The organism is Chryseobacterium cucumeris (genome assembly GCF_016775705.1).
GTDB lineage: Bacteria > Bacteroidota > Bacteroidia > Flavobacteriales > Weeksellaceae > Chryseobacterium > Chryseobacterium cupriresistens.
The window spans coordinates 3,499,668-3,523,157 of the sequence record NZ_CP068760.1; the positions used below are offsets into that span (position 1 = coordinate 3,499,668).

Genomic DNA, 23,490 nt, shown 5'->3' on the forward strand with positions numbered 1-23,490 from the left:
AGGAACGGGCCTTTATCCTGAGCTTAGTCGAAGGGAGTCCGTTTACATAAAAAAGATCAAATCCGCTGGCTTTAGCCAAAACCTAAATAACAATATGAAACTAAAACTGAAACATATTCCTCTTTTACTGCTGCCGTTTTCAATACCAATGAATGCGCAGGAGATAAAAGGGGAACTCAATAAAGAAATTAAAAGACAGGAAAAAATGTCTTACATTCTGGATTATCCGCAGAATGTTAAAGGAAATGTACCATTAATAGTTTTCCTTCATGGTTCAGGAGAGCGTGGAACTAATCTTGATCTTGTAAAGGCACACAGCCCGTTTACCTATAAAAACCTGATCAAAGGACCTGTAGCTGTTCTCGCACCCCAATGTCCGGAAGGAACATGGTGGGATACGGTTACCGTATATAATCTGATCAAGGAAATTCAGAAGAAATATAAAATTGATGCTTCCCGTATTTATCTTACAGGACTTTCTATGGGAGGATGGGGAACCTTAAAGCTGGCTATGGAGCATCCGGAAATGTTTGCTGCAGTGGCTTCAGTTTGTGCTCCTACAGATCAGGTCATGACCGCTAATATTCATCGGTTTAAAGATCTGAACTTGAAAATTTTCCATGGCGGAATGGATGATATTGTATTACCGGCCAATGCTTTTAATTTTTATCAGAAGCTGCATCCTGTAAACCCTTCAGCAGAGTTGGTTATTTTCCCGAATGATAATCATAATTCATGGGATTCGGCATACTCAAATCCCGCTTTGTATGAATGGATGCTGTCCAAAAGGAAAGAAAAGTAATCCAGGACACCAATGATTGAAAAATAAACCCATCAAATTAAAGCAAAAAATATAAAACAATAATTTAAGAAGATAGATTTATGAAAAAGTTAATTGTAATCGCCACTTTAGCATTGGCACCTGTATTTTCCGCACAGGAAATGGTAACGAAGCCCGTTCAGTCTTACCAGACAGCTCAGTATCAGGCTAAGAAGAAAGCTTTTGTAGACAATCTTTTATCTAAAATGACATTGGATGAAAAAATTGGCCAGATGAACCTTCCGACTTCCGGAGATTTCACTACAGGACAGGCACAGAGCTCTGATATCGGAAAGAAAGTAGAGCAGGGATTAGTCGGCGGATTATTCAATATAAAAGGAGCAGATAAGATCAAGGCAGTTCAGAAAGTGGCAGTAGAAAAAAGCCGTCTGAAGATTCCTATGATTTTCGGGATGGATGTTATTCACGGCTATGAAACTACTTTCCCGATTCCTCTAGGGTTAGCCGCTTCATGGGATATGAACCTTATCCAGCAGTCAGCAAAAGTAGCTGCCAGAGAAGCTGCTTCCGACGGGATCAACTGGACATTCTCTCCCATGGTAGATATTTCCCGTGAACCAAGATGGGGTAGAGTATCAGAAGGTTCTGGTGAAGACCCATATTTAGGAAGTGAAATTTCTAAAAATATGGTGTATGGCTATCAGGGGAAAGACCTGGCTAATGGAACCAATATCTTAGCTTGCGTGAAACACTTTGCCTTATATGGAGCAGGGGAATCCGGAAGAGATTACAATACGGTTGATATGAGCCATGTAAGGATGTTCAACGAATATTTTCCTCCTTACAAAGCTGCAGTGGATGCTGGTGTGGCTTCTGTAATGGCCTCTTTCAATGAAGTGGACGGAGTACCGGCGACAGGAAACAGATGGCTTCAGACAGAAGTTTTAAGAAATCTATGGAAGTTCAAAGGCTTCGTAGTAACTGACTATACCGGTATCAATGAAATGGTAGACCACGGTATGGGAGATCTTCAGCAGGTATCTGCTTTGGCTTTAAAAGCTGGGGTTGATATGGATATGGTGGGAGAAGGTTTTTTAACAACATTAAAAAAATCCCTTCAGGAAGGAAAAGTTACGCAAGCTGAAATTGATATGGCAGCAAGGAGAATTCTTGAAGCAAAATATGATCTTGGTTTATTTGATAATCCATACAAACATGGAGATGCGAAGTTAGCGGCAAAAGAAGTCTATAATATGGAAAACCGTAATATAGCAAGAAATACAGCTGCTCAATCCATGGTGTTATTGAAAAATGACAATCAGGTATTGCCTTTAAAGAAATCAGGAACAGTGGCTGTAATCGGCCCATTGGTGAATAACTCAATGAATATGGCCGGAACATGGAGTGTTGCGACAAAACATGCTGCTTCAGTTTCTTTGATGCAGGGATTACAGTCAAACTATGGAAAAGAAGTTAAGTTTTTATCAGCAAAAGGAGCCAATATAGATTACGATGCCAAATTAGAAGAAATCTATGCAGCTCATGGTAAAAAAACAGACAGAGACAACCGCTCGAAAGAAGAATTGTTAAAAGAAGCTGTAGAGGTAGCCAACAAAGCAGATGTGATTGTTCTGGCTATCGGAGAATCTGCTGAAATGAGTGGAGAATCTTCTTCAAGAACAGAAATTACGATTCCACAGTCTCAGGTTGACTTACTCAACGAATTAAAGAAGACGGGAAAACCAATCGCAATGGTTCTTTTCACAGGTCGTCCTTTAGCTTTAACCAATGTAAAAGACACTCCGGATTCTATATTGAATGCCTGGTTTGCAGGATCTGAAGCAGGAAATGCCATTGCAGATGTTCTGTTCGGAAAAGTAAACCCGTCCGGAAAACTTCCGATGACTTTCCCAAGAAGCCTTGGGCAAGTGCCAATCTATTATAATGCTAAAAATACAGGTCGTCCGCTGAGTCAGGATAAAGTAGACAAATGTACTTATGAAAGATTCCGTTCGAACTATATGGACGAATGTAATACGCCATTGTATGCTTTCGGATATGGATTGAGCTACACGAAATTCAATTATTCTGATATGGCAGTTTCCACTACTACTGCAAAAGGAAATCAGACGGTTCAGGCATCCGTTACTGTAACAAATACAGGAAATTATGACGGAGCTGAGGTTGTTCAGTTGTATATCAGAGATATGGTGGGAAGTATTACAAGACCGGTAAAAGAATTAAAAGGTTTCCATAAAATATTTCTGAAAAAAGGAGAATCTAAAAAAGTAACTTTTGATATCACTCCTGAAAGCCTTAAGTTCTATAACGGAGATTTGAAATATGACTGGGAATCAGGTGAATTTGATATTATGATCGGAACCAGTTCTGACAATGTTCAGCATTCAAAGATTAACTGGACTAAGTAATATCCGGAAAAGTAATTCACCGGATTGTGTTATGAAGTTTTTTGGCACGATTTTTAATAATACCTCGGGTAATTATTAGTATACAAATCGACATGAAAAAAACAATTTTATTAAGCACAATGTTCCTGGGTTCTTTACTGTTTGCACAAAAAGGAACAATAAAAGGTGGAGACAAAGATGCACACGGATGTATTGGTTCTGCAGGATATACTTATTCTCAAATTAAGAAAGACTGTATAAGAACGTTTGAGCAGAAAATCAAGTTAACAGAAGTAGCTCCGAAAGACAGCTATACTTCAATAGCTGCAGTTATTTTCAGTAAAGACATGAAACAAGCTGAGGTTTTTGTAAAAGATGCCGGTGAAAGAAGCATTATCCTTACCAGAGCAGGAGGTAAAGCCAAAGCATGGAAAAAGGATGGTTATGTATTGGTTCCTTACAAAAAGCACGGATATCAGCTTAAAAAGGATAATATCGTGATCTATCAGTAAGATCCGGTTAAAAAAAACCGCTCGAAAGAGTGGTTTTTTGTACCTTAGAGAAATTAATTAATATCACATTTCTGGGATATTGTAACCAGTCAAAAAAACAAATATTTTACCTATGAAAAAAATAATTTTACTCAGTACCATGTTCCTTGGATCATTCATTTTTGCTCAAAAAAGTACTCCTGTTCTCGGAGGCGACAGAGATGTTCACGGTTGTATCGGCTCCGCAGGATATACGTATTCACAATTAAGAAATAATTGCATACAGACTTTCAATCAGAAAATAAAACTCAAAGAAGTAAACTCAGACAAAAGCTATACTTCAATGACGGCAGTTATTTTTAATAAAAGCATGACTAAAGCCGAAGTATTCATTCCGGATGGAGCTGCAAAAAGCATTATTTTGGATAAGCAGGGAAAAGCAAAAATATGGAAAAGCGGAGCTCACGTGAAAGACAGCTATGTTTTAACTCCCTATAAAAAAAGCTATCAGATCAAGAAGAATGATGAAGTCATTTATCAGTAAAATAAAACCACAAATAACAGACCACTCGCAAGAGTGGTTTTTTATGTCAATAATTAAAATTAATTCGGTTTAATACGACATGTTTTGACGTTGTGGATAAATATTTTTACATCATAATAAAATAAAAACTGGTATAAATAGAGAGAATCTAATTAAAAATAGTATGATTTACAGGATACCACACAAAAATGATTTCCATATCTTAAAAAGTGTTAAATTCGCGAAGTTTTAAGAAACTAATTACTAACTCAAAAAAACATAGGATGAAAAAATTCTACTTCGGTGCATTTACTTTATGCACAGCCCTGGGTGTATCTGCTCAGGAAGTGATATGGCAGAAAGATATACAATCTTCTACCCAGGATTTTCTAAGCCAGGTCACCACAACCATTGATCAGCAATACCTGATCTCGGGAAGCTCTATACAGTCTAAAAGCCAGTCGCCAGCAGCCAGCGGCCAAAAGCAGAATAACGGCTACGATTTTCACTTAATTAAACTTGACCAGCAAGGGAAAGAATCATGGGAGAAATATTTCTCAGGGCAAAACCACGATTATCTGTCTGCTACTGTTACCACGCAGGATGGCGGATTTCTTTTAGCCGGAACATCTCATTCAGGAAAAGGACTCGATAAAAAAGAGGATTCTAAAGGAGGCTCAGATATCTGGCTGATCAGAATCAATGAATTTGGAGATGAACTATGGCAGAAAACGTTAGGAAGTTCTTCTGATGAAGAAGCCAGAGCTGTTATCCAAACTACTGATCTGGGATTCTTTGCGGCCGGTAATGTACAAAACTCTTCAAAAGGTTATGGTTCCAAAGATGTTTTAATCACAAAATTGGATAAAGACGGAAACGAACTCTCCCAATTAATTTTAGGTGGAAAAGGATTGGATGAAGTGGAGAAAATGATTCCGACGAAAGATGGCGGGGTATTACTGGGAATTTATTCAAGGAGTTCCGAGGTTCGTGTTTCGGGATCTGACAAAGGTTCCGGGATGCGGGATGCGGGTTCTGCATTAAACATTCAAAACCCGACTCCCGTATCCCGAATTGCAAAATCAACAGACAATTTTGGTGAGGGTGACTATTGGATTGTCAAGCTGGACAAAAACGGAAAAGTAGAATGGGAAAAGAATTTCGGTGGAAAAGGCGATGATCATATCAGAACATTGGCATTAACTTCAAATGGTTTTATCATTGGCGGGGAATCCAGATCAGAAAGGTCAGGAAACAAAACCGTCGGATTAGAGGAAGGAACAGATCTTTGGCTGATTTCTTTAAATGAAAGAGGAGATGAACAGTGGCAGAAATCTTACAATTTTAAAAACCGCGATATCCTGATGGGAATGAGCGTTCTTCATTCAGCAGATGATAAATCATCCAAAGGAATCTTATTGGGAGGCTATACCCAGGCAGAAGGAAGAATAGAAACAGATGATGAAACTTTCTGGATGTTATACCTTGACCAGAATGGAAACGAGCAGTGGAGAAAACATGTCAAAGGAGAATCCGGAAAGAAGGAAGAAAGGCTTTCCGATGTAAAGCTGAACAGAGACGGTTCTATTATTCTGGCAGGAACCAGTGCAGAGGAACTAGGTAAAGAAAATTGGAAGATTGTGAAACTGGGAGACAAACAGGTTGATCAGCTGATTGAAAAATATGATATCAAGATCTATCCGAATCCTGTTTCGGATTATGCTTATGTGGAAATAGGTTTTGATCCTTCGACAGGCTCAGGACAGGGTTTTAAGGATGCAGAAATTCTCTTATATGATATGAGTGGAAGACAGCTTCAAAGTATTACAACTAAAAATAAAGTGACTAAGATCAATACCCAGCCTTTGGTGCAGGGAGCTTATCTGGTGACGATAAAAACTGATACGAATAAAACGGCGAATGCTAAGCTTATAAAAAAATAAAAAACAATAATCATGAAAAAAAGATACGCTCCGATAGTAATCCTCCTCGCATTTCAATTCTGTCATGGACAATCGTTACCTCAGCCTAATAATAACTATGGACTTCCTAAAATAGTGACGCCGTCCCAGGAAACGTTCGCTAATAGCAGGCTTAATTTTGAGCCTTCTTCAACAGGAGACTTTAGTTATCAATATCCTATTTATGGAGGAATTAAAACACCTGTTAATTTAAACTATACAAGCGGGGTAAGGGTAGATGATATTGGCACCAGTACCGGAATGTCATGGCAGCTCAATACGGGAGGTGTAATATCAAGGATAGTGAAGGATGAAACTGACGAGAACAGGACAAATTGGAAACCCAATACTGTAAATGAAACAACAGATTTACAAAACATAAAAGATGCTGCCAGAACTGGAAATGCAATAGATACAGAATATGACTGGTTTAATTTTTCCATTTCAAATGGTCTGTCAGGAAGTTTCTATATAGACAGCAGCCTCAATGCCTATATAGAATCAAAGGATAAAATAAAAATTCAAATCCTTGATAAGAATACACCTATAACAGGTTATGGAAAGCTATTGGAATTTAAACTCACAGATAAAATTGGGAATGAATATTATTTTGGGGGCTCAGAAATAAATATTGAGAAAACAACCTATCAAAATGCTGGCCCGGATCAGCATGCCATTACAGGATGGTATTTGTATAAAATCGTTAGTCCGGAGAAAAAAGAAACCCTATTTAATTATGTCACCGAAGATGTTACATATTATTCTTCCCTGAGCGCAAGTTTCAATGTTCAGCAGAATTGTAGCCCACCTGCCTCTTCTTCACCTTATACTTACAGTGATATAATCAAGACAAAATCTATCCTTCAATCCTATAAGCCGAGATTGAATACCATTTCAGAGGATGATACGGAAATAAAATTTGTTTATAATAAAGAACGAAAAGATATATTCAACAGCAATGCTCAGAATAACCTTCTTACTTCTATTGAGATTAAAAGCAATAACAGGCTGATAGATAGCTATACTTTTGAGTATTTTGACACGCTTAATACCCCTGCGGCTGCCTATTATGGTCTGCCGGGAGATGAAAGATCCACAACCAACAGGCACTTTCTAAAATCAGTGAACCAGGTTAGCAGGAACGCTAAGACTGAATTTGAATACTATAATTTAAGCTCACTCCCTGCCAGATTCAGTTTAAGCGCAGATTATTATGGTTATCCTAACGGAGTGGGTAATTCTTCTCCATTTCCGGCTATAGCCAATGATAATAATTTTGGAATTTTCCAGGGACTTTCCAGTTACATGCCACTATCCATGTTGTCTGCTGATAAAAAGGTAAATCCCCTGCTGGCGTCTATGGGTAATTTAAAAAAGATCACCCATCCAACGAAAGGAGTTTCTGAGATCTTTTATGAACCTAATGCAAGCATGGGACAGGTAAATCAACAGGTAAAAGAGTCCCAATTTTTAAGCGCCAATTTTAATAAATGTAATCTGGCCAATGATGCGCCTTTAGATTCTTTCACTTTTGTTTCGAATGGAAATTTTATGGAATTTTATGGAGAGGCCTTTTTTGACGATTATTATGGGTGTAATGGACCTGATAGCCAACACGATATTCATCAGCTCAAAATAACCGACCTGACAACTGGCAACTCTATTTTTTCGGATACCAATAAAGTTTCTGAACCCTTTCAGGCTAAGGAGGGGACAAATCATTTACCACTCACTACTATAAGCGGACATACCTATAAAGTTGAATATTCTGTATCATCTTTAGTCGGAGCTGTAAGTGGCTGGTTAAATGTAACCTATAATAAACATACTGTTTCTGTCAATCAACCCATCTATTTTGGAGGAAGCAGAATAGCGTCTTTTAAAGAAACAAATACTGAAGGTGATAATTACACAAAGAAGTTTTATTATAATTCTTTGGCTAATATTAGCAACCAGAATTCCTCAATCACAGATTACAATACTACCTATGTGATGGCGCAAAAGCAAGAAACTTCAAAATCCTGCCAGAATAGTGGTGGTACATTCCCACAGGTGGAGATACTGGATGTTTATAATGCCTATCAAAACAGCATACTCCCGTTTTTCAACCATAGAAAAAATAGTGTGTTTTACAGTACGGTAACAGAAGTTATAGAAGGTAAAAGTGCCGTAGAACGAAAATTTTCATATGAAGAAAATTTAGATCCTTATATTGGAAGACCACCTGCTATTTACTATATGCCTACTACCAATTTGGGAGAATTAAAATCGAATTTATTGTTAGAAGAGAATATGTACAAATTTGAGAACAATAATTACAGTAAGATCATTAATAAAACATATAAATATGATTATTCCCAGGAAAAAAATCTAAGGAGCTATGTATTTAGAGAAAATTTTGCTTACTCTCCAGATCCTACACAAGACCAGCTGTTAAATATCTCATATGGTTTTTATGAAAACTATTATGGTTTTTATAACCCTACTGAAATAAAAACAACGGAATACTTTCCCAATAACGTTGCGCTTGTAACCACCAATACCAATAGTTATTCAAATCCAAACCATTACCAGTTAACATCATCTAAAACCGAGTATCCTGATCATTCTATTTCTGAAACCACCTACAGCTACGCCCACGAGAAAAACAACCAGCTTATGATTTCAAAAAATATGATTGGTATTCCTTTGGAGACTGTAAGTAGTAAAACAGTAGGTATAATAAATAAAACTTTATCAAAAACTAATACACTTTATCCAGCCAGTCAGTCAGAAGCAGATCTGAAAACTTCTGGCTTAGTATTACCATATACTATACTTTCTACTGATTTACAAAATGTTGTTTCTACCGAAGTTACTTATGATAAATACGATTCCAAAGGAAACCTTCAGCAGTACACTACAAAAGCAGGTGTTTCCACAGTCATCATCTGGGGCTATAACTTTACCCAGCCCATTGCCAAAATAGAAGGTGCCAAATTAACAGACATCCAGCAGTCACTGATTGATTCCATTATTAATGCTTCTAATACAGATGCTTCTGCTGCAGCTAATAATGATGAAACTTCATTTTTATCTGTACTAAATACCTTCAGAAGTAGTTTGCCAAACTATCATATCACAACATACACATATGATCCATTAATTGGAGTAAGAAGCATCACACCACCATCAGGAATCAGAGAAAGCTATGTTTATGATTCCGCAAACAGACTTCAGAAAGTGATCGATGTGAATGGTAAAGTGTTGAAGGAAATGAAATACAATTATAAAAACTAAAACTGATGAAAAAGATAATAATACCAATAGGAGCGTTGCTCTTATCCAATATAACCTATGCGCAGCTTTCCACTATTTCAAGCAATGAAAACTATATTCAGTCCAAAACGTATCTGGATTATAATGGAACATCTGCTACCAAATCCTCAGAAACCGTACAGTATTTTGACGGGTTGGGAAGACCAAAACAGGTAGTGAATGTCAAAGCATCACCACTGGGACGTGATGTAGTTACTCATATAGAATATGATCCTTTCGGAAGACAGGTAAAAGATTATTTACCTGTTCCCCAGCTTTCTACCAGCAATGGAAACTATTATTCAGGACCCTTGGGTGTTTATCCTAACACGTATGGTAATGAAAAGATCTATTCTGAAAAAGTTTTGGAAAGCTCACCATTGGACAAGGTTCTGGAACAGAAACAGGTAGGTAATGACTGGAACGGAAAATCTGTAAAGTTCAGCTATGACACCAACGGACTGAATGAAGTCTATCAGTACATTAGTACCACGAGCTGGATAAATGGAGCTACTAAAAGTGCACCGAGCTTATCCTCTGCCACGGTTTATGCCCCAAACCAGCTTTATAAAAACTCTGTCAAAGATGAGGATGGTAATGAAACCATAGAATTTAAAAACGGTAAAGGTCAGGTTGTGTTGGTAAGGAAAGTCATGAGCCCCGCAGAAAATGTGGATACCTATTATGTTTACAATGAATATGACCAGCTGGCTTTTGTCATTCCTCCTCTGGCTGTTCATAAGCCTATTACGGATGATCTTCTCAATACCTTATGCTATCAGTACCATTATGATGGTAGGGGAAGACTGGTGGAAAAAAAGCTTCCCGGAAAAGGCTGGGAGTTTATGGTATATGATAAAGCCGACAGGCTGATGCTTACCCAGGATGCCAATATGAAAGGATCTGGAAAATGGCTGATGACCAAGTATGACCAGTTTGGAAGAGTTGCCTATACAGGAATATTCAGTTCAAATGACAGTAGGGCGACAATACAGGATCAGATCAAGGATTTGGTTATTTATGATGCGCGCCATTCTACAGGTTTTGTAAGGAATGGAATCAATATTTATTATACAGCCGTCTATTTTACCCCTGAAAGTATTTTGTCGGTTAATTATTACGACTCTTATCCTGCTTACAGTTTTAATCCGGCCTTCCCTTCAACAATTCAGGGAGAACCTGTATTGACTGAAACTCCTGCAGCTGACGGAAGAAGTACCAAAGGACTACCTGTAATGAGTTTTGTAAAGAATATTGAGGATGACAACTGGACCAGGAACTATACCTATTATGATACGAAGGGAAGAGCTATTGGAAGTCAGTCTGTGAATCATTTGGGAGGATATACCCACACAGAATCCAAACTGGATTTTGCAGGAATCACGAAACAGACTGTAACAAAACATAAAAGACTGAGTACGGATACCGAAAGGGTCATTACGGAAACCTTTGATTATGACAGTCAGAACCGCCTGGTTACCCATAAACATAAGATTGATAATAATGCTGAAGAAATCCTGGCTCAGAATACCTATAATGAAATTTCCCAGGTTACGAATAAAAAAGTGGGAGGAGTTACAGCTTCTTCTCCGCTTCAGCAGATAGATTACCAATATAATATCCGTGGGTGGCTGACCCAGATCAACGATCCTGCCAACCTTGGAAATGACCTGTTTGGATATAAAATCAGATATAATGAAGTACAAGGTCTGGAAGTCCCCAATACCAATTACCCGAACCAAAAAGTAAAACCGAAATACAACGGCAATATCGCTGAAGTTGATTGGAAAACCTCTACAGGAGCGAATGATAATGTGAGAAGATACGGATATGTTTATGACCCGTTGAACAGGCTTACAGCAGGTTTCTATCAAAAAGACACCAATCCTTCCGGGAAAGAATATAATGAACTCTTTGCTTATGACCTGAACGGGAATATTCTGAATCTGGTAAGAACCCAGGGACTTCTCCCGGGAAGTACTGAGGCCATGGTGATCGATAATCTGATCTACAGCTACACGGGAAACAGGCTTACCAAAGTATCCGATGCCTATCTTAACAGTTTAGGATATCCTGTAGGAGGAAATGAAATAGGCTATGACGATAACGGAAATATGACGACCCAATTGGATAAAGGAATTTCTTCCATTCAATATAATTATCTAAATTTACCACGAAAGATTACCCAGAACTCCAAGGTAACGGATTATATTTACAGAGCAGACGGAGTGAAGGTAAGAAAGGTTTTCGGAACAGAAACAACCGATTATCTGGATGGCTTTCAGTATACCAATTCAGTATTAAAGTTTTTCCCAACATCAGAAGGATATTTTAATGTTGAAACCGGAAAGTACGTGTACAATTATACGGACCACCTTGGAAATGTTAGATTAAGTTATGCTAAAAATGGAGCAGGAACAGAGATCATTGAAGAAAGTAACTATTACCCGTTTGGATTGAAGCATGAGGGGTATAATGGATTGGTAGGAAATCCTGCATATAAGTATAAGTACCAAGGACAAGAGTTGCAGGAGACTGGTTTTTACAATTTTAAGTGGAGAAATTATATGCCCGATGTAGGAAGGTTCTTTAATATTGATCCTTTGGCTGAAAAATTCACATATAATTCTACCTATGCATTCCAGGAAAATAAATTGGGAATGGGTGTTGAATTGGAAGGATTGGAATTACTGAAAAATCATACCGGATTTTTTGCAATTCATGGGAACGCAATGAGAGTTGTCCGAGCTCCGGGATCACAGATGAGTAACGGACAAGCAACCTTTACTGCTGCCGGTATTGGATTGACCACAAAAGGATATAATCCAGGTGGCGCAAGAATATCGGATGGTTCATCAGGTTTAAGATTAAAATCTCATGCTTATAGCGGTCCTACACCAAATGGCGCAACAATGGAAAATGTACAGGAAACGCCGGAAAGTATGGATAGCCAAAAGTTTACCACTACAAAAAGAGGTTTGGAAATGACCAACAAAATGATCAAGAATTATGATAAACTCAATACTGCTGCAGGAGGAGCGCAAGAGTTGGTTGGCTTAATGGATTTAGCTTCTAACATTCCTGATGCCATAAAAAGTACAAAAGCATATACACAAGCTGCTAAAGATGTAAAACTTATTAATTCTCAAGCTAAAACAATGGATAGAGTTATAGATTTGGTAAATGAAAGTGGAATTGAAATGAACCAACAAACGAAAAATGATGTTATCAATTTTGTATTTGATGGAACTTTACCAAATCCTGGAGCAGGATTGATGCCCAATTCTTTAATCATCCAAAACGGAACCCAGATTCTTAGGAATAACAATTTGCCTGTACAGCCTCTTAACCAGCAATTAAACACCAATAAAAAAGTTTTACCGTAATGAAAACAATTAAATATATCTCATTAATCTTAATATTATTAAGTATAAGTTGCTGTGTCAATCAGAAACAAAAAGATGAAAAGCAAATCAAAGCAACGGTTCAGAATTTTTGGAAATCAGTTAAAAATAATGATTTACAAGCATATAATGGTTTAATCTACGAATCTGAAAATTTTCCAGGTGTCACAGCAGGTGATTTATACTTTTTACACAAGCATTACAAAGCCTTAAATATACAAGAAAGACTAAAAGGCGAAATAAAAATTAAAGATACAATAGGTTTATCACCAGATATAAAGATGAAATATGTACAATATACATTTAAAAAAAAGGGAGATTCTAACAACATAAAAAAACCTTTGACTATAACATTAATTTTTTATAAGCCAATAGGTTTTGATAAAATTTCAGATCCAGTAATTTTAGATAATCACATTGGTTGGGATAAATAATAATGATTTCAATGAAAATAATTAAATATATTTCATTAATCTTAATGTTATTAATTATAAGTTGCTGTGTCAATCAGAAACAAAAAGATGAAGAGCAAATTAAAAATACAATAAGAGAATATTGGACTGCTATTAAGAATAATGATTTAGAGGGATATAAAAACCCTCGCTGCCGCACGATTGCATCGTGTGGGAAGTAATAAAAATCACTGCTTTTGCAGTGGTTTTTGTGTTTATAAACAGGTTCAAATAATTATATTCCTCCATTCAATATAATTATCTAAATTTACCACGAAAGATTACCCAGAACTCCAAGGTAACGGATTATATTTACAGAGCAGACGGAGTGAAAGTAAGAAAGGTTTTCGGAACAGAAACAACCGATTATCTGGATGGTTTTCAGTATACCAATTCGATATTAAAGTTTTTCCCAACCGCAGAAGGATATTTTAATGTTGAAACTGGAAAGTACGTGTACAATTATACGGACCACCTTGGAAATGTTAGATTAAGTTATGCTAAAAATGGAGCAGGAACAGAGATCATTGAAGAAAGTAACTATTACCCGTTTGGACTGAAACATGAGGGGTATAATGTATTAACAGGAAATCCAAGTTATAATTATAAGTACAATGGCAAGGAACTTCAGGAAAGTGGTATGTATGATTATGGAGCAAGGATGTATATGCCGGATATTGGACGATGGTTTTCCCCAGACCCATTGAGTGAAGAATTTAGAAGATGGTCGCCTTACAACTATGCAATGAATAATCCATTAAGATTTATTGACCCTGATGGAAGGAGTGCAACTGATTTTGTCCAAAGAAAAGACGGTTCTATTTACTGGGATAAAAATGCAAACTCTCAAGCTACGACTAAAGCCGGAGAAACCTACTTGGGAAAAGAGTTAACATTTAATTTTATAAGCTATATTGACGGGAAACTCTGGGATGGTCCTCGCCCTCCAGCTATAGATCCTGCTGGTGTTAAATTAACAAGTACATTAACACTTACAGGTAGAGAAAATGCTGCTGGGGAACTAACAAGCTTAGTGGGAAGTTTTGAATCTAAACCAGGAAAAACCCCAATAGGTAAGCCTAGAGACTATTATCCGGGAGAAGGAGGTAGCAACAATACTTTTGGTATGCAAACGACATCTACAGGGATTAATGTAAATTTTGAACAGCATGCAAGTGTATCTCCAATTGAAGAGATTGGATTGAATTTGGGAGGATATAAAATAGTAGATGTCGCTCAAAAACTGAATGTTAATTACAATAGCAGTAATGGTAGCCTTTCTGTAGACACCTATACTAATATATTTCCTTCAGCTAATGTAACCGTTTCTGGTAATGGCAATACTTCTAAATTGATGCAGTATAACCAGCCTTCATTTAATAAGCCTCATTTAGCTCCTTATAACAGTGTTCCTGTGGGCGGAGCCAGAGCTTATGATTTTTCATATTACCCATCAAGATTTTATAAAAGAAATTAATATGTTTAAAGTTAGTCTTATCAATAGTTTTTTGTGCTTATTAGCGAAGTATCTTATCTTCTTTTTTATACTTGCCTTTATTGAAGATAGATTTAAGGATGCAGTAATAAACAATGCAGAAACATCATCTGAAATGTTTAGGCTTTCTTTGAATTATGTTTTATATGTATTGATATATTTAATACCGTTAATATTAGTTTTTTTTCTTCCTCTGTATTTTATATTGAAAATAAAAAAAGGAATATATTTCATACTTTGTATAGTATTGTTTTTTATGGTTGAGTATAGTGCTTACACGTATTTTTATGCTCCTTCTGATAAAACCTTAGGCATTTACAATGTCATTATAGGGGTAATTGTCTTAGGAATATTTTTCCACAAAACGATACGGTTAAAATTTACAAAAGTATAAAACAACAAACCCGCTCATTGAGCGGGTTTGTTGTTTTATAATGCTACATTCTGTTTAACAAAATCCTTAAATTTTTTCTGGTTGATAAAGGTATCAATCATTTTAAATACCATAGATTTTTCTTCGGGTTCGAGCTCCTGAATGAGTTCCACTTGTTCCAAGATAGCCTTATCCTGTATAACCCTCGCTGCCGCACGATTGCATCGTGTGGGAAGTAATAAAAATCACTGCTTTTGCAGTGGTTTTTGTGTTTATAAACAGGTTCAAATAATTATATTCCTCCATTCAATATAATTATCTAAATTTACCACGAAAGATTACCCAGAACTCAAAAGTAATGGATTATATTTACAGAGCAGACGGAGTGAAACAAAAAAAGGTTTTCGGAACAGAAACAACCGATTATCTGGATGGTTTTCAGTATACCAATTCGATATTAAAGTTTTTCCCAACCGCAGAAGGATATTTTAATGTTGAAACCGGAAAGTATGTATATAATTATACGGACCACCTTGGAAATGTTAGAGTAAGCTATGCTAAAAATGGAGCAGGATTAGAGATCATTGAAGAAAGTAATTATTATCCTTTTGGACTGAAGCATGAGGGATATAATGTATTAACAGGAAATCCAAGTTATAAGTACAAATATAATAGTAAGGAACTCCAAGAGACTGGAATGTATGATTATGGAGCGAGATTTTATATGCCAGATATAGGGCGGTTTGGAACAGTAGATCCTAGAAGTCAATATACTCATGAAGCTTATAGCTATGTTTGGAATAATCCGGTACAATTTAATGATCCTACAGGAATGGAAGGAGAGGAAGGAAAATGTCCTCCGAATTGCCCAAGTGGTGTGTCTGCGATAAATATACTTCCAAGTGGTCAGACAGAAACATCAATACAGGAAATTACCCTTACCGGGAAAGCAGCAGATAAAAGTTTTGGTCCGGGAAGTTTGGCAATGTCAGCATTCATTGTTTCTCAGGCAGATTCTCCTGTGCCTGGTCCTGGAGATGTTATTGGTGGGTTGATGTTGATAGGAGCAGGAGTTTGGTGGACATATGATTACTTTGCCACACCAAGACAGGCTATACAACTATTGCAGATCCTGGTGCAGGAATGAGGAATCTGAAAGCGGAAGATGCAGCGGATAAGGATAAAGATGTGAATGGGGTTGATGTTCCAAAAGAAAAAAAAGTTCCTGTTAGTGGTAAAACTGGAAAAGAAGCAGCCAAGGATGTCCCTTCGTGGGTGAAAGAACAAGGAGAAGCTCCTTATGTGGATGAAGATGGTAAAACTTTTGCAGAGAGGGTATTGGATCAACAATATGGAAAAGGAGTTTGGAATAAAGGAAAAGCGAGTAAAGGTCCAGGTTCCGACTTTAACAAAATAAAAAAATGGGGAGATAGAGGCTTTGAAAAACCTAAACCTAAAAAATAAATTTTTGATGAAATATTTCTTATATAGTTTAGAACATGTCTATACAGATGAATCACATACAGATTGTAAACTTTTAGGTTTTTTTGATAATTTAAAAGAATTAGAAAAAACTATAGATGTTGTATCTAAGTTTTCTGGATTTAAAGATTATCCAGATGGTTTTATAATTAAAAAAAAAGAATTAGATAAAATACATTGGGAGACAGGATTTAATACAGAAGTAGGTGAGATAGGGAGAGATTATTTACCTGAGATAGATATAATAAGTGAAGAAGCTTGTTTAATACAAAATTTAAAACTTGTTTACAATATTAGCCATGTGTATACTATTAACCCTTTTTTGGATGATGAAAGAATAATAGGTGTTTTTTCAGATTTGAGAAAAGTTGAAAAAGTTATTGAGCAATTAAAAAAGCAACCTGGATTTAAAGAATATCCAGACGATTTTATTATTGACACGGTAGAATTAAATGATCTTTTATGGACTTCAGGATTTTAAAAATCTATAACAAACCTCCACAAATAAAACGAAACCTCCGCAACAGCGGAGGTTTTGATTTATTTTGTCTTAAGAAGCTCTATTGATATATATAATGATCATCAAAAGTTAATAAACAATTGTCTTTGTAAATTATATTAAATGAACAGGTTATGTTTTTTTTTATCTCAAAAATATGTATATTGGTATTACCAAATTAAAGCGTAGTCCGAAAAGCATATAGAGTAGGAGAAAAAATCAAAAAAATGTTACTATGAAAAATCTAAGAAAACTTTCAAAAAGAGAATTAAAAACTGTTCAGGGTGGTATCCCGATGTGTCTGGCAGGGTATTTCTGGTGCTCACTGGAAAGAAAATGTATTCCGGTAGGGTCACCATGCGGACTTATTATCGATTAACTAATTAAAAATAGTAAAAACAGGCTGTCTCAGAAATGGGACAGCTTTTTATGTGCTCTCACCAATTGACCTAGGAATCAGTAGCGTAAAGAAAATTTCAATGTAATCCGTTAAAAAATTTCCACTGTCTGAGCATGGGACTTACTCAGAACCGAAGCAGAACCGGATAATCCATGCGAGTTTGGAAATTTTAGGAGTACATTCCAATTTTTAGCGGACGATTCCCGTCTTGAACTTTTGTATACTTTTGTTTGACTACTTCGAATCTTCGATTTCAAGGCAAAAGTATAAGTATAAATTATGAATGAAAATCATAATAAATATTTCACAGGGTATTTGTTTTAGTTCTTTTTTAATCTGTGTATTTGATGGTATTAGCCAGCAGTCATTTAAAAAGTAGTATATTACTCATTAATGTCCGACTTAGGAATCAGGAGCGTTAAGAAAATTTCAATGTAATCCATTAAAAAATTTCCACTGTCTGAGCATGGGACTTACTCAGAACCGAAGCAGAACCGAATGATCCATGCGAGTTTGGAAATTTTAGGATTCCATTTAAATTTTTAGCGGATGATTCCCCATCTTGAACTTTTGCATACTTTTGCTTCAAGGCAAAAGTATAAATGAAAATCATATTAAATATTTTACAAATTATTTGTTTTACTTCTTTTTTAATCTGTGTCTTTTATTTATTAATGGTATTAGCCAGCAGTCACAACATTCCTCTTCGTGTATATCTGAAAATAGTCATTGCAATTCTAATTTCTATAATCCTATATTTCTATCTGCGATATATTAAAAAGAAAAGGTTCGGCAGCTAGTCTCACCTAGAGCATGGTTATAAATAGAACAAGAGATAGTATTAGTTTCTAGTATTAAAAATTAACATGCTACTTATTAATATCTGACTTAGGAATCAGGAGCGTTAAGAAAATTTGAATGTAATCCGTTAAAAAATTTCCACTGTCTGAGCATGGGACTTACTCAGAACCGAAGCAGAACCGAATGATCCATGCGAGTTTGGAAATTTTAGGATTCCATTTAAATTTTTAGCGGATGATTCCCGTCTTGAACTTTTGCATACTTTTGTTTCAAGACAAAAGTATAAATGAAAATCATATTAAATATTTCCCAAGTTATTGTTTTACTTCTTTTTTGTATATGTCACTTATTTATTCATGGTATTAACCGCCAGTCATTTAAAAAGTAGTATGTACTAATGTACGACTTAGGAATCAGGAGCGTTAAGAAAATTTCAATGTAATCCGTTAAAAAATTTCCACTGTCTGAGCATGGGACTTACTCAGCTCCGAAGCAGAACCGGATGATCCATGCGAGTTTGGAAATTTTAGGATTCCATTTAAATTTTTAGCGGATGATTCCAGTCTTGAACTTTTGTATACTTTTGTTTCAAGACAAAAGTATAAATGAAAATCATATTAAATATTTTACAAATTATTTGTTTTACTTATTTTTAATCTGTGTATTTTAGGCAACAGTCATTTAAAAAGTAGTATGTTACTCATTAATGCCCGACTTAGGAATCAGGAGCGTTAAGAAAATTTCAATGTAATCCGTTAAAAAATTTCCACTGTCTGAGCATGGGACTTGCTCAGAAGCGAAGCAGAATCGAACGATCCATGCGAGTTTGGAAATTTTAGGATTCCATTTAAATTTTTAGCGGATGATTCCCGTCTTGAACTTTTGTATACTTTTGTTTCAAGACAAAAGTATAAATGAAAATCATATTAAATATTTTACAAATTATTTGTTTTACTTCTTTTTTAATCTGTGTCTTTTATTTATTAATGGTATTAGCCAGCAGTCACAACATTCCTCTTCGTGTATATCTGAAAATAGTCATTGCAATTCTAATTTCTATAATCCTATATTTCTATCTGCGATATATTAAAAAGAAAAGGTTCGGCAGCTAGTCTCACCTAGAACATGGTTATAAATTTCAATGTAATCCGTTAAAAAATTTCCACTGTCTAAGCATGGGACTTGCTCAGAACCGAAGCGGAACCGGATGATCCATGCGAGTTTGGAAATTTTAGGATTCCATTTAAATTTTTAGCGGATGATTCCCGTCTTGAACTTTTGTATACTTTTGTTTGACTACTTCGAATCTTCGATTTCAAGGCAAAAGTATAAGTATAAATTATGAATGAAAATCATCCAAACTGGATTTTCAACTCTCAATGAAAAACCGTATTTTTGTACATCTAAAAAGTAAAAGAACGAATGAATTCCTACAAAAATCCATTGGAAGAGCGCTACTCCAGTGAAGAAATGTTATTTAACTTCTCACACAATAACAAATTCCAGAATTGGAGAAAGCTTTGGATAGCTCTTGCTGAAATCGAAAAAGACCTTGGACTTGAAATTACAGACGAGCAGATCGCTGAGTTAAAAGCTAATGCTGAAAACATCGATTATGAGAAAGCAGCAGAGTATGAAAAAAAATTCCGTCATGATGTAATGGCTCACGTTCACGCTTATGGGGATGTGGCGCCTTCAGCAAAAGGAATTATCCACCTGGGAGCTACTTCAGCTTTTGTAGGAGACAATACAGACTTAATTCAGATCCGTGACGGACTTTTAATCTTAAAGAAAAAGTTGGTTAACGTCATGAAGAACTTAGCAGACTTTGCTATTCAGTATAAAGACCTTCCCACTTTAGGGTTTACACACTTCCAACCGGCTCAGCTGACAACAGTTGGGAAAAGAGCTACACTTTGGTTACAGAGTTTGGTTCTTGACATCGAAGAACTGGATTTCTTCCTTGAAACCCTTCGTTTCAGAGGAGTAAAAGGAACAACAGGAACAGCTGCCAGTTTCCTTGAGCTTTTCAACGGTGATTATTCCAAAGTAAAACACCTAGATAAAGAACTTTCAAAAAGATTCGGCTTCGATAAAGTTTTCGGAGTTTCCGGACAGACTTACGATAGAAAAATTGATGCGAAAGTAGTTGCTTTATTAGGAAATATTGCACAATCTGCGCATAAATTCACAAACGATTTACGTCTACTTCAAAACCTTAAGGAAATTGAAGAACCATTCGAGAAAAACCAGATCGGTTCATCGGCGATGGCTTACAAGCGTAATCCAATGAGAAGCGAAAGAATCGGAGCATTGGCAAAATATGTAATGTCTCTGACGACAAGTTCTGCAATGGTGGCCTCTACACAATGGTTTGAAAGAACATTGGACGACTCTGCCAACAAGAGATTAACCATTCCTCAGGCGTTTTTAGCCGTGGATGCTATTCTTTTGATCTGGAACAACATTCTGAACGGAATTGTAGTATATCCAAACAGAATCAACAAGCACATTATGGAAGAGCTTCCTTTCATGGCGACAGAATATATCATCATGGAAGAAGTAAAAGCAGGTGGTGACCGTCAGGAAATCCACGAGGTGATCAGAGTTCACTCTATGGAAGCTTCAAAGAAAGTGAAAGAAGAAGGAAAAGAAAACGACCTTATCGAAAGAATCTTAAATGATGATTCTTTAAAACTAGACAAATCAAAACTGAAAGAAGTTTTAGATCCTAAAAACTTTATTGGTTTCGCGCCGATCCAGACGGAAGAATTCGTCAAGAACGAGGTACAGCCGATTATAGACCAAAACAAAGACTTAATAGGATTGGAAGCTGATCTTAAAGTATAAAACAATATGCAGTCTTTTCGGCTGCATATTTTATTTCCCACTCCAACTAATATGAAAAAACTACTACTAACCATTATATTAACACCAGTCATTTCTTTTTCTCAGACTAAAGAAGATTTACATTATTTCAAATCCAAAGATTCTTTAGTAGGAGTAAAAGATAAAGCAGGAAAAATAATTGTTCCTGCACAGTTCAAAATCTTTTCATTTCTAAAAGATGGAGATCCTGTAGAAGGGGAAACCATTCTTTTTGATGGCAGTAAAGAAGGTGAAAAACCGGAGAAAAATGCATGGGGCTATGTGTATGACAGAAATGGGAAATTCCTGTATCAGCCTTTCCTTTTTGACAATGGGGCAGATTATTTCTCTGAAGGACTGAGAAGATTGGTTAAAAATGGTAAAGTAGGATTTGCAGACCGAAACGGGAATACTGTTATTGTAGCTAAGCACGATTTTGCATTTCCTTTTAATTATGGATATGCTGCATTTTGTGACGGCTGTGACTGGGAAAAAACAAATGACGAGCACAGATCCATTGTAGGAGGAAAATGGGGCGTGATGAATGTCAAAGGAGAAACGGTTCAGCCATTGGCAAAACCATCAGAAAAGGATGTTGAAATAGATGGTAAATATTATCCTAATCAGTTTCAGTATAATGAAAAGGAGAAGAATATCCTTCAGTTCTTTGAAAAGCAGAAGAAAAAATTATCAGATCTTTATTATGTAAATTTTTACAGTAAACTGTCTGAAAAAGAAAAGAATCTTTTTTTTGAAATCGTAGAAAGACCAAAAGAAAACTTTCCGTATTATCAGGTGAATACCTATAATCACAAGAAGAAAGATTTGGATATGCTGTACCGTTTCAAATTCCTGGTTTCAGAAGATGGAAAAACATTTTATGCCATTGAGGATTTTAATGAAAAGAAAGTTCCTTTTGAAAACTGGCTGAAAGAAGAAATAAAAAATGCAGAAGACTTTCAGAAAGAACATAAGGATAATCCGAATAAATTTATCAATAAATAATATAAAATTGGAAATTCGGCAGTTCAAATTTGAAGAACATATGACTTATTCCTTTAAATTTGTACAGAATAATGATTGGGAAGAAAATCTCTTTCAAAAATTTCCAATATAGATGGGTTTAAAGAAAAAAACTTTAACTCAGAAAAAGTAAAAAAGAAAAATAAATCTAATATTAAAAATCTGACATCTAATTTTTAATAATGTTACAGAATCAAAATCATCAACAATTAATGACCGATCTTAAGGAGCTGGTAGACAAGACAAGAAGTCAGGTCGCTGCTCAGGTAAACTCGGCAATGGTGGTTTTGTACTGGGAAATAGGAAAAAGAATAAATGAAGATGTTTTAGATAATAAGAGGGCAGAGTATGGTAAAGAAGTTATTGTACAAATCTCTCAACAACTTACGTTAGAATTTGGAAATTCATTTTCTGAGAAAAATATCCGAAAAATGATGCAGTTTGCGTCTGTTTTTAGTGATTTTAATATTGTCGCATCAGCGATGCGACAATTATCATGGACTCACTTTCTGCTTCTCATTCCTATTTCACAAGATACTAAAAGAAACTTTTATCTTGAAGTTTGTAAAATTGAAAATTGGAGTGTCAGAGTCTTAAGAGAGAAAATCAATTCTCTGCTTTTTGAACGAACAGCAATAAGCAAAAAGCCTGAGGAAATAATAGATAAAGAACTGAAAAAATGGTCTGAAAATAATATTTCAAACCCTGATTTGGTTTTTAAAGATCCCTATTTTCTTGATTTTTTGGAATTGAAAGATACATTTTCTGAAAAAGATTTAGAAGAAGCCATTATCGTGGAACTTCAAAAATTCATTTCTGAGTTGGGAAGTGATTTTGCATTTCTTTCAAGACAAAAAAGAATCACAATAGATAATAGAGACTACTACCTGGATTTGCTTTTCTATCATAGGAAACTAAAATCTTTAGTCGTTATCGAACTAAAATTAGGTGAATTTGAAGCCAGCCATAAAGGGCAGATGGAGCTTTATCTCTCATACCTTAATAAATATGAAAAAGTAGAAGGTGAAAACCCTCCCATTGGTTTAATCCTTTGTTCCGGGAAAAATTCCGAACATATAGAACTCATGAATCTGGAAGGGGATAATATAAAAGTAGCAGAATATTTACTTATCTTACCTTCAGAAAAAGTTTTGCTTGAAAAATTGCATCGTTCAATAGAGATAGCAAGAAATAAATTTGAAAATAAAAAATAAATCTAATATTAAAAATCT

Annotated in this window: 16 protein-coding genes; all 16 read left to right on the plus strand. The window is 35.7% G+C overall.

Translation table 11 applies throughout. The annotated features are described in order from the left end of the window. Positions 1-94: 94 nt before the first annotated feature. The 16 genes from JNG87_RS15655 to JNG87_RS15730 all read left to right on the plus strand — a co-directional run bounded on the left by JNG87_RS15655 (position 95) and on the right by JNG87_RS15730 (position 23,472). Positions 95-802, plus strand: a complete 708-nt coding sequence (locus JNG87_RS15655) for a prolyl oligopeptidase family serine peptidase (protein WP_202839411.1) — start codon at positions 95-97, stop codon at positions 800-802. Positions 803-882: 80 nt separating this feature from the next. Continuing rightward, positions 883-3,210 (plus strand): beta-glucosidase BglX, encoded by a 2,328-nt coding sequence (gene bglX, locus JNG87_RS15660; protein ID WP_202839413.1) that lies wholly within the window; start codon positions 883-885, stop codon positions 3,208-3,210. A gap of 92 nt (positions 3,211-3,302) precedes the next feature. Continuing rightward, positions 3,303-3,701, plus strand: coding sequence for a hypothetical protein (locus JNG87_RS15665; RefSeq protein WP_110011040.1), 399 nt, complete (start codon positions 3,303-3,305; stop codon positions 3,699-3,701). 112 nt (positions 3,702-3,813) lie between these two features. Next, positions 3,814-4,224 carry a hypothetical protein gene (locus JNG87_RS15670; RefSeq protein WP_120231635.1) on the plus strand — a complete coding sequence of 137 codons (411 nt, stop codon included), beginning with the start codon at positions 3,814-3,816 and terminating at the stop codon, positions 4,222-4,224. Positions 4,225-4,487: 263 nt separating this feature from the next. Then, positions 4,488-6,146, plus strand: a complete 1,659-nt coding sequence (locus JNG87_RS15675) for a T9SS type A sorting domain-containing protein (RefSeq protein ID WP_202839415.1) — start codon at positions 4,488-4,490, stop codon at positions 6,144-6,146. Positions 6,147-6,158: 12 nt separating this feature from the next. Further along, entirely contained in the window at positions 6,159-9,443 is a 3,285-nt protein-coding gene (locus JNG87_RS15680) for a hypothetical protein (RefSeq protein ID WP_202839417.1), read from the plus strand. A 5-nt stretch (positions 9,444-9,448) separates the two neighbouring features. Then, complete coding sequence (locus JNG87_RS15685) at positions 9,449-12,847, plus strand: DUF6443 domain-containing protein (protein WP_202839419.1); 3,399 nt, start codon at positions 9,449-9,451, stop codon at positions 12,845-12,847. After that, positions 12,847-13,299, plus strand: a complete 453-nt coding sequence (locus tag JNG87_RS15690) for a hypothetical protein (protein WP_202839420.1) — start codon at positions 12,847-12,849, stop codon at positions 13,297-13,299. The genes JNG87_RS15685 and JNG87_RS15690 overlap by 1 nt, the downstream gene beginning before the upstream one ends. 346 nt (positions 13,300-13,645) lie before the next feature. Next, positions 13,646-14,794: an RHS repeat-associated core domain-containing protein gene (locus tag JNG87_RS21785; RefSeq protein WP_395974137.1), complete on the plus strand. Its 1,149-nt coding sequence runs from the start codon at positions 13,646-13,648 to the stop codon at positions 14,792-14,794. A gap of 749 nt (positions 14,795-15,543) precedes the next feature. Further along, positions 15,544-16,332, plus strand: coding sequence for an RHS repeat domain-containing protein (locus tag JNG87_RS21755; protein WP_202839422.1), 789 nt, complete (start codon positions 15,544-15,546; stop codon positions 16,330-16,332). Beyond that, entirely contained in the window at positions 16,329-16,649 is a 321-nt protein-coding gene (locus tag JNG87_RS15705; RefSeq protein ID WP_202839424.1) for a hypothetical protein, read from the plus strand. Before JNG87_RS21755 ends, JNG87_RS15705 begins: the two co-directional genes overlap by 4 nt. 7 nt (positions 16,650-16,656) lie before the next feature. Next, positions 16,657-17,148: a hypothetical protein gene (locus tag JNG87_RS15710; protein ID WP_202839426.1), complete on the plus strand. Its 492-nt coding sequence runs from the start codon at positions 16,657-16,659 to the stop codon at positions 17,146-17,148. Between the two features lie 253 nt (positions 17,149-17,401). Next, positions 17,402-17,545 carry a bacteriocin-like protein gene (locus tag JNG87_RS15715; RefSeq protein ID WP_156121528.1) on the plus strand — a complete coding sequence of 48 codons (144 nt, stop codon included), beginning with the start codon at positions 17,402-17,404 and terminating at the stop codon, positions 17,543-17,545. Positions 17,546-19,789: 2,244 nt separating this feature from the next. Further along, positions 19,790-21,217, plus strand: a complete 1,428-nt coding sequence (purB, locus tag JNG87_RS15720; protein WP_202839428.1) for an adenylosuccinate lyase — start codon at positions 19,790-19,792, stop codon at positions 21,215-21,217. Between the two features lie 51 nt (positions 21,218-21,268). Beyond that, a complete protein-coding gene (locus tag JNG87_RS15725; RefSeq protein WP_238349602.1) occupies positions 21,269-22,240 on the plus strand; it encodes a WG repeat-containing protein in 972 nt (323 codons plus the stop codon). Between the two features lie 230 nt (positions 22,241-22,470). Further along, a complete protein-coding gene (locus tag JNG87_RS15730; protein ID WP_317193478.1) occupies positions 22,471-23,472 on the plus strand; it encodes a YhcG family protein in 1,002 nt (333 codons plus the stop codon). Positions 23,473-23,490 lie beyond the last annotated feature (18 nt).